General features: G+C 67.5%; 13 protein-coding genes. All 13 read right to left on the bottom strand.

Going from position 1 to position 14,287, the window contains the following annotated elements; translation table 11 throughout:
• Nucleotides 1–524: 524 nt before the first annotated feature.
• Complete coding sequence (locus H0B43_RS20860; protein ID WP_185726209.1) at nucleotides 525–1,718, bottom strand: NADP-dependent malic enzyme; 1,194 nt, start codon at nucleotides 1,716–1,718, stop codon at nucleotides 525–527.
• An 86-nt stretch (nucleotides 1,719–1,804) separates the two neighbouring features.
• Nucleotides 1,805–3,163: a coenzyme F420-0:L-glutamate ligase gene (locus tag H0B43_RS20855; protein WP_185726210.1), complete on the bottom strand. Its 1,359-nt coding sequence runs from the start codon at nucleotides 3,161–3,163 to the stop codon at nucleotides 1,805–1,807.
• Nucleotides 3,160–4,125 carry a 2-phospho-L-lactate transferase gene (gene cofD, locus H0B43_RS20850; RefSeq protein WP_185726211.1) on the bottom strand — a complete coding sequence of 322 codons (966 nt, stop codon included), beginning with the start codon at nucleotides 4,123–4,125 and terminating at the stop codon, nucleotides 3,160–3,162. Before cofD ends, H0B43_RS20855 begins: the two co-directional genes overlap by 4 nt.
• Nucleotides 4,126–5,382 carry an MFS transporter gene (locus H0B43_RS20845; RefSeq protein ID WP_185726212.1) on the bottom strand — a complete coding sequence of 419 codons (1,257 nt, stop codon included), beginning with the start codon at nucleotides 5,380–5,382 and terminating at the stop codon, nucleotides 4,126–4,128. It abuts the gene before it with no gap.
• Between the two features lie 139 nt (nucleotides 5,383–5,521).
• Nucleotides 5,522–6,184 carry a 2-phospho-L-lactate guanylyltransferase gene (gene cofC / locus H0B43_RS20840; protein ID WP_312037624.1) on the bottom strand — a complete coding sequence of 221 codons (663 nt, stop codon included), beginning with the start codon at nucleotides 6,182–6,184 and terminating at the stop codon, nucleotides 5,522–5,524.
• 47 nt (nucleotides 6,185–6,231) lie between these two features.
• Nucleotides 6,232–8,790 (bottom strand): bifunctional FO biosynthesis protein CofGH, encoded by a 2,559-nt coding sequence (locus tag H0B43_RS20835; RefSeq protein ID WP_185726213.1) that lies wholly within the window; start codon nucleotides 8,788–8,790, stop codon nucleotides 6,232–6,234.
• The gene (locus H0B43_RS20830; protein WP_185726214.1) at nucleotides 8,787–9,950 is read right to left on the bottom strand and encodes an acyl-CoA dehydrogenase family protein; all 1,164 of its coding nucleotides are present in this window, start codon (nucleotides 9,948–9,950) and stop codon (nucleotides 8,787–8,789) included. Before H0B43_RS20830 ends, H0B43_RS20835 begins: the two co-directional genes overlap by 4 nt.
• Complete coding sequence (locus H0B43_RS20825) at nucleotides 9,947–10,645, bottom strand: enoyl-CoA hydratase/isomerase family protein (RefSeq protein WP_252189746.1); 699 nt, start codon at nucleotides 10,643–10,645, stop codon at nucleotides 9,947–9,949. Before H0B43_RS20825 ends, H0B43_RS20830 begins: the two co-directional genes overlap by 4 nt.
• Nucleotides 10,642–11,691, bottom strand: coding sequence for an LLM class flavin-dependent oxidoreductase (locus H0B43_RS20820; RefSeq protein WP_185726215.1), 1,050 nt, complete (start codon nucleotides 11,689–11,691; stop codon nucleotides 10,642–10,644). The genes H0B43_RS20825 and H0B43_RS20820 overlap by 4 nt, the downstream gene beginning before the upstream one ends.
• Nucleotides 11,692–11,801: 110 nt before the next feature.
• On the bottom strand, nucleotides 11,802–12,119 hold the full coding sequence (locus H0B43_RS20815; RefSeq protein WP_185726216.1) for an NIPSNAP family protein: 318 nt from the start codon (nucleotides 12,117–12,119) through the stop codon (nucleotides 11,802–11,804).
• Nucleotides 12,100–12,780 (bottom strand): NADPH-dependent F420 reductase, encoded by a 681-nt coding sequence (gene npdG / locus H0B43_RS20810; RefSeq protein WP_185726217.1) that lies wholly within the window; start codon nucleotides 12,778–12,780, stop codon nucleotides 12,100–12,102. The genes H0B43_RS20815 and npdG overlap by 20 nt, the downstream gene beginning before the upstream one ends.
• A gap of 130 nt (nucleotides 12,781–12,910) precedes the next feature.
• Complete coding sequence (locus tag H0B43_RS20805; protein ID WP_185726218.1) at nucleotides 12,911–13,732, bottom strand: IclR family transcriptional regulator; 822 nt, start codon at nucleotides 13,730–13,732, stop codon at nucleotides 12,911–12,913.
• A 29-nt stretch (nucleotides 13,733–13,761) separates the two neighbouring features.
• On the bottom strand, nucleotides 13,762–14,232 hold the full coding sequence (locus H0B43_RS20800) for a VOC family protein (RefSeq protein WP_185726219.1): 471 nt from the start codon (nucleotides 14,230–14,232) through the stop codon (nucleotides 13,762–13,764).
• Nucleotides 14,233–14,287 lie beyond the last annotated feature (55 nt).

The following is a 14,287-nucleotide window of genomic DNA, read 5'->3' as shown; positions in this document are numbered from 1 at the left end:
AACAGGTCGACGCCATTGTCTACCAGGATATTCGGCTCGAACTTCAACGCTCTTCCCGAGCTCTCGTATTCCCATTGTAGTACTTTTATGTACCCGTAGGTCAAAAACTTGAGGTGCGCTGCATCACACATACCGGCAACGGCCTGCCACTCCGGGGCGGACCGAAAATGGGCGGTTCAGGCTGTGCGACGGGCAGTTCGGTCTCTAGTGGCCACATTCGTGCTGCTGCTGGTGCGCGTGACGGCACGGTATCGAGCGTAGTACTGGTTCACGGTGAGCCCGAACTCGGTGAAGATGTCTGCGGCACTGGGACCACCGAAAGGTTCCCATGCTCGGTGGAATTCCATGATCGCCCGGTGATATCGGTCGGTACGCGTATCCCGTTTCGTGCGCGGCCGTTGAGGGGTCATGTCTCGGTTGTTCGAGTTCTCCTTGTGGTGCCCTGACACTGCGCCGTCGCTCGCGATCACCCCGGACCATGGCCTGGGTGCGGGCTCCGGTCCGGGGTGTTCGACGGATTCTCGCTAGCCGGTGACGCCTTCTGCACGAGCAGCGGCGGCGACTGCCTCCGCGACAGCGGGGGCCACGCGAGGATCGAGCGGGCTGGGAACGATCTTGTCTACAGCCAGCTCGTCACCGACGACCGAGAGGATGGCCTCGGCGGCGGCAAGTTTCATGCCCTCGGTGATCCGGCGGGCACCGGCGTCCAGGGCGCCGCGGAACACACCGGGGAAGGCGAGCACGTTGTTGATCTGGTTCGGGAAATCGCTGCGCCCGGTGGCGACGATCGCCGCATGCTTGCGGGCGACGTCGGGGTGGATCTCCGGGTCCGGGTTCGACAGCGCGAACACGATGGAGTTCTCCGCCATGGTCGCGATGAGTTCCTCCGGCACCGTGCCCGCGGACACCCCGAGGAACACGTCCGCACCGTCCAGGGCCTCGACGATGCCGCCGCGGCGTGCGGCCGGGTTGGTGCGGGCCGCCAAATCCACCTTCACCGCGTTCAGATCCTGGCGGTCGGCGGAGACGATGCCCTTCGAATCGAGGACGGTCACGTCGGCGATGCCGGCGGCGAGCAGGATGTTCGCACACGCCACGCCGGCGGCACCGGCCCCGGAGATCACCACCCGCAGCGCGGACAGGTCCCGGTCCTGGACCTTGACCGCACCCTTGAGCGCGGCGAGGACGACGATGGCGGTGCCGTGCTGGTCGTCGTGCATGACCGGGCAGTCCAGCGCCTCGATGACGCGTTGTTCGATCTCGAAGCAGCGCGGGGCGGAGATGTCCTCCAAATTGACCGCCCCGAAGCTCGGGCGCAGCCGGATCAGGGTCTCGACGATCTCGTCGGGGTCCTTCGTGTCCAGGACCAGGGGGATCGAGTTCAGGCCGGCGAAGTTCTTGAACAGCGCGGACTTGCCCTCCATCACCGGAAGCGAGGCGCGGGGGCCGATGTCGCCGAGACCGAGGACCGCGGAGCCGTCGGAGACGACGACCACGAGGCGGTTGGTCCAGGTGTACCGGTCGGCGAGAGTCTCGTCGGCCGCGATGGCGCGGGAGACCTGCGCGACACCGGGCGTGTAGGCGATGGACAGGGCGCGCTGCGAATCGAGAGCGGTGGTGGTCTCTACGGAGAGCTTCCCCCCGATGTGGCCGGCGAAGATCTCTTCGTCGGTCAACTCGACCTTCCGCGCTGTGGTGGGCTCGGACACGATGGTCATTCTCTACTCGTTTCCCTTCGCTATCGACGATCCGCGTCAGCGTGTCGTCGGAATTGATCGATCAGGCAGGGCTGGTTGTGAGGCGGTTATTTCTCGATCAGGGCGTCGCCGGGGCCGCCAGCGGTGCGGGGTGTCAGTGGTTCGAGGGGGTGACCGACCGCGATCGCGCCGAGGGGGTGCCAGTCCGCGGGCAGGTCGAGGACGTCGCGGACGGTGTCGGCGGCGAAGATCGTCGACCCGATCCAGCAGCTCCCGATTCCCTTGGTCGCCAACGACACCAGCAGACCCTGCACCGCCGCACCGACCGCGACGGTGAACATCGTTGCCTCCGCCGCCCGCCTCCGCGGATCGGGATAGTCGTGGGCGCCGTCGGGGACGCAGAACGGGACGATCACCTCCGGGGCATCCCACAGGATGTTCCCGCGGGCCACCCGCGCCTGCACGGCATCGGCGCTCAGGCCGTCGGACGTGAGGTCGCCGCGCCACTGCTCGGCCATCCGGGACAACAATTCGTCGCGGACCGCGCGGGTGCGGACCCACACGAACCGGACCGGCCGGGTGTGGTGCGGCGCCGGAGCGGTCAGCGCCTGCGCGATCGACGCCCGCACCGCCGCCGGGTCGACCGGGTCGTCGGCGAACTCCCGCACCGAGCGGCGCAGCAGCACCGCCTCCGACCGTCCCATCTCGACGGATTCGGCGGTGCCGAGCCAGAACATATCCTCCGCGCCGCGACGATTCAGGTCCTGCGCCCGCGAACCGTCGTCGACCAGCTCCAGGCCACGCACCACGGCGACAGGCACCCCACCGAGTTTGCCCTTGACCAAGTCACCAGCCGCGGCGATCTCGTCGGCGACCGCGACCTCTGTCACGACCAACTCGTTGCCCTGACTGTCACGCGCCCCGGCGTACCTGTGCAGCACCGGAACACCGGCTGCGCCGATCGCGGCGTCGATCTGCCCGTTGCGCCACGCCCGCCCCATGGTGTCGGTGACCACCACCGCGACCGTGACACCGAGCGCGTCCTTTACGGCATCGCGGAGTACGCGGGCACTGCCGTCCGGATCCTCCGGCAGCAGAGCGAGTTCGGAACCGTCGACGTTGGAACCATCGATCCCGGACGCCGCTTGGACGATCCCGAGCCGGTTCTCGGTGATCAGGGTCCGGCCCTTGCGTGCGACGACGCGCACCGCTTCCTGCTCGACCAGCCGCCACCGGGCCGCGTCCCGTTCCTCGGGGTCGGTCGGGGACGTCACGATCCGGCCCTCCACCTTCGAGAACACCTTGCTGGTGACCACCAGGACGTCCCCGTCCCGCAGCCACGGCGCCGCCGCGACGATCGCCGCGGCCAGGTCGTCGCCGGGCCGGAACTCCGGCAGCCCGGTCACCGGGCGGATCTCGAGCGCGCGGCCCGGCGCGTGATCGGATTGTCGCGCAAATTCACTCACAGAAGAGCCCCTACCAAGTCGAGTGCGGCACGGACCATGTCGGCGGTCGTGTCAGGGTCGGTCATGATCAGCGGGACTTCCCGCACGTCCACGCCCGGCACCTCGGCGGAATCGGTGTCGTGAATCAGCCAGCCGTCGAGGATCCCGGTCCCGCTCCGCGCCCCGTACCAACGCCCGATCGCCTCCGCGGAGGTCTCCACACCGATGACGTCGAGACATTCGTCGGCCATGCCGCGCAACGGTTTTCCGCCGATGATCGGGGAGATCCCGACCACCTTCGCCGCCGTGGTCCGCAACGCACCCCGGATCCCGGGGACCGCGAGGATCGCCCCGACGCTGACCACCGGATTGGACGGAGCCAGCAACACGATGTCGGCGTTCTCGATCGCCGCGAGCACCCCCGGTGCCGGGGTGGCCTGCTCGGCGCCGATGTGCGCGAAGCTGTGCGTCGGCACCTGCGCGCGGTGCCGAACCCACCACTCCTGGAAGTGGATCGCCCGCTGCTCCCCGTCGTCGGGATCGGTGATCACGACGTGAGTTTCACTACGATCGTCGGTCACCGGGAGCAGCGTCACCCCCGGCTGCCACCGGTTGCACAACGCCTCCGTCACCGCCGACAACGGATACCCGGTGCGCAGCATCTGCGAGCGGATCAGGTGCGTGGCGATGTCCCGGTCGCCGAGCCCGAACCACTCCGGCTTCGCCCCGTACGCGGCGACTTCCTCCTTGGCATTCCAGGTTTCGCCCGCATGCCCCCACCCTCGCTCGGGATCGATACCCCCACCGAGGGTGTACATGCAGGTGTCCAGGTCCGGGCAGATCCGCAGACCGTGCAACCACACGTCGTCGCCGACGTTGACCACGGCAGTGACGCGGTGGCCCGAATCGGCACCGAGAAGCCTGCGCACCCCCTGCAGGAACCGGGCCCCGCCCACCCCGCCAACCAACACGGTCACGTTCACTCAGACCTCGGCTGGGGTGCTTGCCGTAATGGTGGTGTCGTCCATCTCGGACTTGTTCGCCGCCAACGCGACGCAGCAGAGAAGTGCGGCGAACACCCCGATCCCGGAGAGAGCAGAGAAGATGACGATCGGCGGCCGGCCGGCGAGAAGGCCGCCCAGGATCGGTCCACAGACACCACCGATCCGGCCCACTCCGGAAACGAATCCGAGAACGCTGGTGCGGATATCGACGGGGAAGTAGGTGGCCACGTATCCGAAGACGATCGGCTGCGTACCCCCCGTCCCCGCCCCGGCGAGGAACAGGAAAACGTAGAGGACCGGCGACGGCAGGTGTACCGCGAGGGTCATGACGGCGACCGCGCCGACTGTGAAGGCGGCAAGAACTGCGCGACGTTCTCCGAACTTGTCCGCAATCCAGGAGCCTCCGGACGCACCGGTGGCAGCACCGATACTGAAGATCACCAGAAAGACCAACGCGGATCCGAGAGAGTAACCGCTCGCCTTCATGATCTGCGGCAACCAGGTGAGCAGTCCGTACCACTGGATCTGGCCACAGAAGGTCAGCGCGGTGAACACCGCCAGGGCTCCCCATCCAGTGGGTCCGAGATTCTTGAAGACGTCGCGCAAGGCGCGGCGCGTGGCCCCGCCGTCCGAACGCAGAGCGTTCGGCGTAGGTACCCACCGCCGGAGTTTCACCGCGGCAATCGGTACCACTGTCAGCAGGGGAAAAGCGCCCCCGACGAAGAAGACGCCGCGCCAGCCCAGCACGTCGAGGAAGGCCAGGGCGGTGAGAGCGGCAAGGACGCCACCTATGGGTATGCCTGCCAGGATCACGCCGTTGAGAAAATTCTTCCGTTCTGCCGGTACGACACTCATCGTCACTGCGACCGCAGTGGGCACCACCCCACCGAGGCCGAACCCGGCGATGAACCGGGCGGCACCCAGCAGTTCTGCGGTGGGTGCCGCGGCGCACAGCATCATGCCGACGGAGAACCAGGTGACGGAGAGTAGGAACAATCGCCGGACACCATATCGGTCGGCGAGCACGCCTGCTGCGATGGATCCGATACCCATCCCCATGATCGCCGCACTGGCGACCACTCCGACTTGCGCGGTAGTCAGACCCCAATCAGCGTAGTGGAGCAGTTTCGGCGTCGCGGCACCGAAGATGGCGAGGTCGTAGCCGTCGGCGGCTATCGCAAGAAAAGCAAGCACTGCGACGCCTACATATGTGGGAAGGCTGAATCGAATGTTCATGTGTCTCCTCGATAGGTGAGGGAACCGCTGGGATGCGGAGACCGGGTCTGAATACTGATGGAGGCAGGCCGAATCGACCGCGTCCACGGTCGAGCGTCAGTGACGCTGAGCCCATTCGCTCGTAGATCGTTTGTGCTGGTTATGACTGAAGAGTGGCGAAGGACCGCCGAGCCGACTCCAACTCGAAGGGGTGCCCCAGACTGCGCAGGACGGCGCTCAGGGTCGCACCGGGCCGTCTCACGGCGGCGTCCAGTAGGTCGTCGAGATCGTCCACGTCCCGACGTAGGGACTCGATGTTCGAGTCCAGCGTCTCCACTGCTCCGGAATCCAGATGCGCCAACCGTGAGCGTCTTCCGAATTTCGGAGCCAGGTCTACGCCCTCGGAGGCTGTCAGGAGACTCGTTCCCTCACGTCGCCAGTCCGCGACGAACGTACGCTCGTGTCGCCCAGCCACCTTCAGCGCGACGTCCAGGTCCTCGCTGCGCAGGCTCGGGAGATCGGCGGGAATTGCCGCCAGCCGGCAACGTGTCCACAACTCGCGAGCGCGACGTCCGCCCTCACACAGAGCGGCGTTCATACCGCCCGCGTCCGGCGCCACCAAGGGAACGACATCAGGCGACCGAACGTGGGCGGCGTCCTGAATCCGGTCGACGACAACGAGGACCGCCTCCACCTGCGAGGCCGCCAGTACCGCGGAGACCGTATCTCGGAACATGGCACGCACGATCACTTGCCGGGACTCCGGCCGGAGCAGGAGCCGAGATTTCGCGGACGTGATGTCACGCTGGGGAATGACGGCCACCCAGGGCCCGTGGGGCCCTCGGCCCAAGGATTCGCCACGTGCCGCACTCACTGTGCGACCATCCCCACGCTCAGTGGCAGCACGGTCCTCACCTGGTCGTCGAATCGCTCAGCCGCAGCGGTGCGTTCGGCGTCGACCTCTTCATACGTGGTGGTGCGCTGCCGGGCCGGCCGGCCTGCCGAACCGGCCATGTGGGTGATGTCTGCGATGGTCTTCATCGAGCCGTTGGTCGAACCGGCCATCCTGCTGATGGTCTCCTCCATCAGGGTGCCGCCGAGGTCGTTGACCCCGCCGCGGAGTAGTTCCACACATTCGTCCGGACCGAGCTTGACCCATGAGCACTGGATGTTGTCGATCTGACCGTGCAACATCAGCCGCGCCATCGCGTGGACTGCGCGGTTGTCCCGTCGGGTCGGGCCTGGTCGTGCCAGACCTGCAAGGTAGATCGGCGAGCTCTGGTGCACGAATGGCAGCGGAACGAATTCCGTGAAGCCGCCTGTCTCCCTCTGGATGTCGAGCAGGACACGGAGGTGGCCGACCCAGTGCCGGGGTTCGTCCACGTGGCCGTACATCATCGTGGCGGTGGTGCGGATCCCGAGTTCGTGCGCGGTCTTGACGACCCGAATCCACTCGGCCGCGGGGAGTTTGCCCTTGGTCAGCACCCACCGAACCTCGTCGTCCAGGATCTCGGCGGCGGTGCCTGGCACGGAGTCGAGACCGGCTCTGCGTGCCTCGGTGAGCCATTCGGCCACCGAGATGCCCATGCGCGAGGCCCCGCTCACGATCTCCATGGGCGAGAACGCGTGGAGGTGGATCTGCGGGCTCCGGCGTTTCGTTTCGGCGGCCAGGTCCAGATGGATGGTGCTGGGCAGGCCCGGGTCGATGCCGCCCTGCATGCAGATCTCGGTGGCGCCTACCTCCCAGGCCTGGGCGACCCGCTCCCCCACCTCGGGGATGGAGAGCCGGTACGAATCGGCGTCGCTTGCGCGTTGCGCGAACGCACAGAAGCGACATCCGGTGTAGCAGACGTTGCTGAAGTTCAGGTTCCGGTTGACGACATACGTCACCGCGTCGCCCACCGTCGACTGCCGGACCTGATCCGCCAACGCGCACAGGGCATCCAGATCGGCGCCGTCGCAGTGAATGAGGGCAAGGGCCTCTGCGTCGCTGAGCCCGGCGGGGTTCCGCTCGGCCGCGCGCAAAGCGGCGAGTACTTCACTGCCCAGTCGAGAATGGGCGCCGGCACCGGCGCGTGCTGTCATCTCCTCGCCGAGCACAGTCCAGTCACCGAAGGCGTTCGCGAAGTCACTGCGGGTATCGGTCCGACGCCCTTCCGTGTCGATCTCGAGGTGCAGATCGGTTCTGCCACTGGACTCGCCCGGCGCTGCATCCTGCCACGGCCGTCCCTCCGGCAGCACGTCGGCGGCCAGCCCGGTCTCCAGGTCGGCGAGCGCCAGCAGGTGGGGCCGGACGCGGGCGTCGACCCACCGCTCCCCCGCGAGGACGTATTGCGGCTGGACGGCGAGGCGCTCCCGGAGCTCGAAACCGGCGGCAGCACTCAGGTCACGTAGTCGCTCGATCTCCGGCCAGGGCCGCTCGGGGTTCACGTGGTCGGGGGTCAGTGGCGACACCCCACCCCAGTCGTCGACCCCGGCCGCCAGCAGCCGGCGCAGCTCGTCCGGCTCCGACAGGTTGGGCGGGGCCTGGATACGCATCGAGGGTCCGAGCAGGATGCGGGCCACTGCGATCGTGGCCAGGTACTCTTCGAGGTCTGCGTCGTCCGCCGACCGCATCGCGGTGTCCGGCTTCGCACGAAAATTCTGGACGATCACCTCTTGAACGGCGCCGTACTGCCGTGCAATCCGGCGGATCTGGAGGATGGACTCCACGCGGTCGCCGTGCGACTCGCCGATCCCGACCAGGATTCCGGTCGTAAAGGGAATGTTGGTGCGGGACGCATCCTCGATGCACGCCAGGCGAACAGCGGGATCCTTGTCCGGGGAACCGTAATGGCATCCCCCGGGTTCCGCCCACAGCGAGCGCGCAGTGGTCTCGAGCATCAAACCCATGGAACCGGCCACCGGCTTGAGGCGCTGGAGTTCCGCCCAGGACATTATTCCCGGGTTCAGATGCGGCACCAGACCGGTCTCCTCGAGCACCAGCACCGCCATGGCCCGCACGTAGGACAGTGTGTCGGCGTAACCGCGCGACTCCAGCCACTCGCGGGCGGCGTCCCACCGGTCCTCGGGACGATCGCCCAGTGTGAAAAGCGCTTCCTTGCAACCCATCCGGGCACCCGCGCGTGCAATCTCCAGCACCTGGTCGGGAGACAGGAAGGGTTCGTCGACGCGTCCCGGCGTCGTCGCGAAGGTGCAGTAGTGGCAGCGGTCCCGGCACAGACGGGTGAGCGGGATGAACACCTTCCGGCTGTAGGTCACCACCCCGGGGCGTCCGGCGTCGAACAGGCCGGCCGACCGGACGGCCGCGGCGGCCTCGCACAGTCGGTCGAGATCGGCACCGCGCGCACTCAGGAGAGCCTCGGCCTCGCCCGCGTCGATTGTCTTGGCGGAACTCACCCGCGCAAGCGCGCGGCTCAGACTCGTCATCTGCTCGCTCCGATCCCTAAGCCCATGGACCGCGCAATGAAGTCGAGCTGGACCGAGGGCGGCCCCGCGACGACGCGGGCGATGATCCCGTCGGAGTGGTGCATCGGCAGGGCATGGTCGCGCACGTAGCCGTAGGCACCCTGGATCTGCATCGCCAGCGCAGAGGCCTCTGCGTAGAGCTGGCCCGAGAGGAACTTCGCCATGGTGCTCTCCACTTCGCATGGGAGGCCCGCGTCGAAGAGGTCGGCCGAACGGCGTACGGCGCACCGGGCCGCGTCGAGCCTGACGAACATCTCGGCGAGGGGCAACGTCACCCCCTGGTAGCTCGAGAGCGCCTTGCCGAACTGCTCGCGTTCGTTGGCGTACTGGATCGTCAGGTCGAGCACCGCCGCCACGCTTCCGAGGAAACCGGAGCTGATCATGATCCGCTCGAGCACCAGACGTTCCTTGAGGATCTGCCATCCTTCACCGGGCTCACCCAGCACCGCCGTCGCCGGGAGGGCGACGTCCCGCAAGAAGACCTCGTAGATGCCGCTGATGTTCCGCCCGAGCGCAGGCATGCGGCGGACCTCGACACCCGGATGGTCGACCGGCACGAGAAAGACACCGAGCTGGTCGCGCTTGCGGCCACCCCCGCCCACCCTGGCGACGAGTTCCATCACCGCGCCGGGCAGGCCCGCGCCCTCGCAATAGGTCTTCTGCCCGTTGAGGACCCACCCGTCGCCGACCTTCTCGGCGCGCGTGGCAACGCTTGCGGCGTCCGAGCCCACGTCCGGTTCGCTCACGGCGATCGACAGGCGCGCATCACCGGCCAGCACCGGTGCACCGTACGTCTGTTGCTGTTCGGGTGTGCCCCAGCGGTGGATGTCGCGCAGCCCGCTGAGGTTGAGGTTGAACAGAGCCACGAGGTCGGAGCTTGCCCGGCCGATCTCTTCGCAGAGCGTGATCAGCAGGCCGGCTGTCTCCTCGACGACCTCGCCGCCGGCCACCACGTCGTACCACCCGAGGCCGGCAATCTCGCGGAACAGCTGTTCGGGATACGACCCCGCCTCGTCCCAGATGCGCACGTCGTGCGCGGGAGCGTGCCGGGCCAGAAATCCCCGGGCAGCGGTACGGAGGTGCGTCTGCTCTTCGGTCTGGGTGTGGATGCTGGTGGTCATGACTGCCTTTCGAGGGTGGTCGGTAGGGGGCCCGCTTCCGAGGCGGAGAGGCCTGCTTTGAGATTGCGCAGCAGCTCGGGCGGAAGAGCCGCGAGCCGGGCTGCCATCTCGCGCGCCGTCCCGTCGAGCGAAGCCTCGGGGATGACGTCCACCAGGCCGAGCCTGGCGACGTCGTCGGCGCCACAGCGCTCGTCCAGGGCCAGAAGCCGCAGCGCCCGCGCCGGGCCGACGGCGGCCGCGAGCCTGCGCACCGTGCTGTCGGGTGGCGGGAATCCGAGTGGGAGCTCGGGGAATCGGAATGAAGCGGCAGGCGCGGCCAGAGTGATGTCCGCAGCCGCGGCGATGGCCCACCCGGCGCCGACCGCGGCACCCTGGACGGCGACGACTGCGGCCGGGTAGCCCCCCATCAGGTCGAGGCTCTCCTCGATCAGCCGCCGCCGGAGTCCCGGGCGGCCGATCGCGGTGCCGTCGTCCGAACGCACGTCGGCGCCGGCGCAGAACGCGGGCCCTTCGGCGCGCACCAGAACGACGCTGGCGCCCGCGGATCTCCCCGCGGCAAGTCCGGCGACGAACGCCTGCAGCAGGGGTACGTCGAGGGCGTTGCGCGCCTCGGGACGATTGAGCGTGAGAACCACGAGACCGTCGAGTTGTTCGGCCGGGCACAGGTCTCGGACCGCTTCCACGTCCGCGCTCATCGAAGCTCCGGCAGGACCTGGGAGGTGAGCAGCTCGACCGCCTCGCGGGGATCGGGGCCCACCGGGGCCCCGATGTAGGCCTCGGTGAATCCGGCATTCTCCGCATACTCGAGCAGCTCGGCCAGCGCTTCGATGCAATCGCCGGGAGTGCCGGAGACGACGAGCTGATCCGCGACTTCCTGCTCGAGCAGGTCGGCAGCCGCGTCGACGCCGTCACCAGCTTTGAGTGCCGCTCGGGTGGCGGCGTAGTCGGCGGGTTCGAAGCCCACCTGATGCAGGTTCTCCGGAGGCTGCTGGCTCACGATGAGGGTGGCCTGCCGTCGCGCGGCCGCACGGGCGCTGTCTCGGTCGGCCGACACGGACAGGTTCACGCCGTAGATCCGGGTGAACTCCCCCCGCCTGCTGCGCTCGCGTCCCCGGTCCAGTGAGTCGAGATTGCTCACCGCATCGAACTGGCCGCTCCGAAAGGCCGCGAGACTGTGGGCCGGGAAGTTGCTGGCGCAGATGACGCCGTCGGCGAGCTCGCCGGCCATCTCCAGCACTCGCGGTCCGGCGCCGGCGACGATCACGCGTACGTCGGGCTTGCTTGTCCAGGAGAACGACGCCCGTCCGTCCTCACGCAATCCGAGGGCGGCGCAGGTCCGCGGGTAGTCGCCCATGCGGATCGCCTCGCCCTGCCAGAGGAGCCGGCACATCGTGATGAACTCGGCCACGCATTCTGTCGGATTCTGCCGCGTCATGAGCGCACTCACCAGTCCGCCGCCGGTGCCGATTCCCATGCTGACCCGGCGCCCTTCGGGCACGAACTCCGCAAGGGTGGCCATGTTGGATGCCATCTCGAGCGGGTTGCGTCCGAAGGGGAATGTCACCGCCGTACCGACGCCCATACCGGTGCGCGCTGCGATCGCGCCGAGGAGGACGGCGACGCCCCGGGACTGGAGTTGGTCGCTGAGCCAGACGGTCTCGAAACTCCGGGCGGCGATCTCGGCCACTTCCACCATCTGTGGCCCGTCAGCCCATCCGTGGAGCTGGATGCCTTTGATCATAGGACTTCTTTTCATGATGATGAACTCGAATCACTATATGGAACAGACTAAGGACAGAAGGCGGCCACGGTCAAGAGCCGACCGGCACCTTTTTTCGGGGGCCGCGCCGGTCAGGGTCGGGCGTACTCCGGAGTGACCATGAACGTGCTCCGGATCTCCGAGATGAGCGGCCCGTCGCTCTCGGTGCGGGCTTTCAGCGCAAGCCACCGGGGATCGGCCTTGAACCGGGCCCAGTGTGCCGTCGCAGCCTCCACATCGGGGAAGGCCACGAGATAGACGATCCGGGCACGATTGCCGACCTCCTGCCAGAAGCCCTCGACCTGCAACCCGAGTTCCGTGAACAGGGCCAGCGTCTCGTCGGCGAACCTGCGGTGCAGTTCCTCCGCGCGGCCCGGTAGCGCAATGTACTCACGCAGCTCGTGAATCATGAACAACCCCATTCACGGCGAGACCCGAGCGCGTCTTGTAGCGCCGATTGACGTTGATCAGAACGGCGGTCAGCGGTTCGAGCTGCCGAGCTACCCGCAGCACCCCTCCGTCGATACCCGGCCGACCGGTGATCGCGACGGCCAGGCGAGCCACCTCGTCCTTGGCGGACCGATCGTCTCCGCACACGAGCACATCCTCAGGGAGGAGGCCCTCGTGCTCCCAGAGGTTGATCGCCGACAGGTGATGGAAGGCCGCCACAACGGTGGCATCGGGCACGAGGTCGCGCAGCTGCTCGGCAGCGCTGCCTTCCTCGACATCCAAGCCGTAGGCCCCGGACTTGTCGAAGCCGAGCGGATTCACACAGCTGACGACGAGCTTGCCCGCGAAAGTGGGCGCCAGTTCCGAGACCAGCTCACGATGGCCGTCGTACGGGACGACCAGCAGAATGATGGAACAGTCGGCGGCAGCCGACGCATTGTCGGCGGCGCTGACCACGGCGCCGTCACCGGCGTGTCTGCGCACCTCGGCCGCCGCCTCCTCCGCGCGTTCGGCCGAACGCGATCCGATGACGACGGGCCAGCCGGCCGCTGCGAACCGGTAGGCCAACCCCTTACCCTGGGGTCCGGTGCCGCCGACGACGGCGATTTTGCTGCTCTTCATCTATGTCTCCTACAAACGTTGGACGGGACACCTCCGGCTGTTGCACCGCAGGCGGGCAGCCGACCGTTGAGGGTCGACTCGGAGCGGCGGGCCCCGGCGGGGCCGCCGCATGAAGAAAAATGCCGGTTGGTCAGCCGCGCCGGGCGCCGAGGTCGGGTGTCCCCACCGGCACCGGGAAATCCTCGGGGATGCGGCCGCCGATATGCGAGCTGATCTCCCTCGAAGCCGTTACCAGGTACTCGGCGATCCCGGCCACACCCTCGGCCGTGAGGTCGTCACCGATACCCAGCAGGGCAATGAACAGGCACGGCTCACCGTCGCGGTCGAACACAGGAACTCCCACGACGTTGAGTTCCGGCCGGTATTCGCCGTAGACCGCGCCGTAGCCCTGCGCCCGGAGCTCCTCGAGTTCCTCGGCGGAATACTCGACAACCTCCAGGCGACCCCGGCTCGGCCATGCTGCCGCGAGTCGGCTGATCAACGGAGTATCTCGGTCGAAGCGCGCGCCGACCTCGATGGTGACCTTGACGGCCTTACGGCTCTCGATCTTCGCGATCGCCGTGAAGTGCCCGTCCGGCATCGGCTGGATGGCGAGACATGCCAGCTCGGTCCGCTCGGCCAACCACTCCATGTACGTCCGCGACGCGGCGACCGCCGACGTTCGCGCGATCGCAGCGACGCCGAACTCCACGAGCAGCGGGCCGAGGTTGTACCGACGCGTCTCCTGGTCGTACACGACGAGGCCCTCGACCACCATGGTCCGGAGCAGGACCGATGCCGTGCTCTTCGCCAGGGCGCACTGCTTGGCCAGCTCGGTGAGCGTCGCCCCGGCGGACTGCTGAACCAGTGTCTCCAGCACGCGGGTGGCGCGGGAGACGGCAGGTACCAACTGCTCGCTGGATTGCTCGCCCCGCTCGTCGGTCGCGCCGCCCGGGACCTCTGCCTTCGTCAAGGGTTCCTACCTTCGTCGTGTCGTTGCTGTCAGCCGACCGTAGCCGCCTGCCCCAACAATTCGGCGAAGTGGAACAGTGTGCCGTCGGGATCGCGGGCGAAGAGCAGCCGCCAGCCGTTGACTCCGTCCGGACCCATGATGGTCTGCGGCGAGTGCAGGAACTCGACACCGTCGTCCGCCAGCCGTGCGTATTCGGCGTCGATGTCGTCGGTGAGGATCGAGAAGCGGCACAAGCCGGGGTGCACGAGGTCGCTCTGTGCTCGGCCCTCGGAGCGTGCATCCCGCCACTCGATGAGGTCCAGCATGGCCTCGTCCGGGGAGTCGTTCAAGCGCATGTGCGCGAAGCGGAGCTTGCTGGCCCCTTCGACCATGAATGCTCGCGCGAGGTTGCTGTCCTCGATCTCTTTGTCCTGCGCTACCTCGAAGCCGACTCTTCGATAGAAGTCGATCGATTTGTCCATGTCGGTCACATTTATGCCGACGTGCCAGAATTTACGCATTGCTTCGTCTTTCCACTTGTTCGTCTTTTCGGTTTCCCAGCGCTTACGTTGGGGG

This window comes from Rhodococcus sp. 4CII (assembly GCF_014256275.1).
GTDB classification, from domain to species: Bacteria; Actinomycetota; Actinomycetes; order Mycobacteriales; family Mycobacteriaceae; genus Rhodococcus_F; species Rhodococcus_F wratislaviensis_A.
The sequence above is the reverse complement of the archived record's forward strand: the minus strand, read 5'-3'. Positions and strand labels throughout refer to the sequence as shown.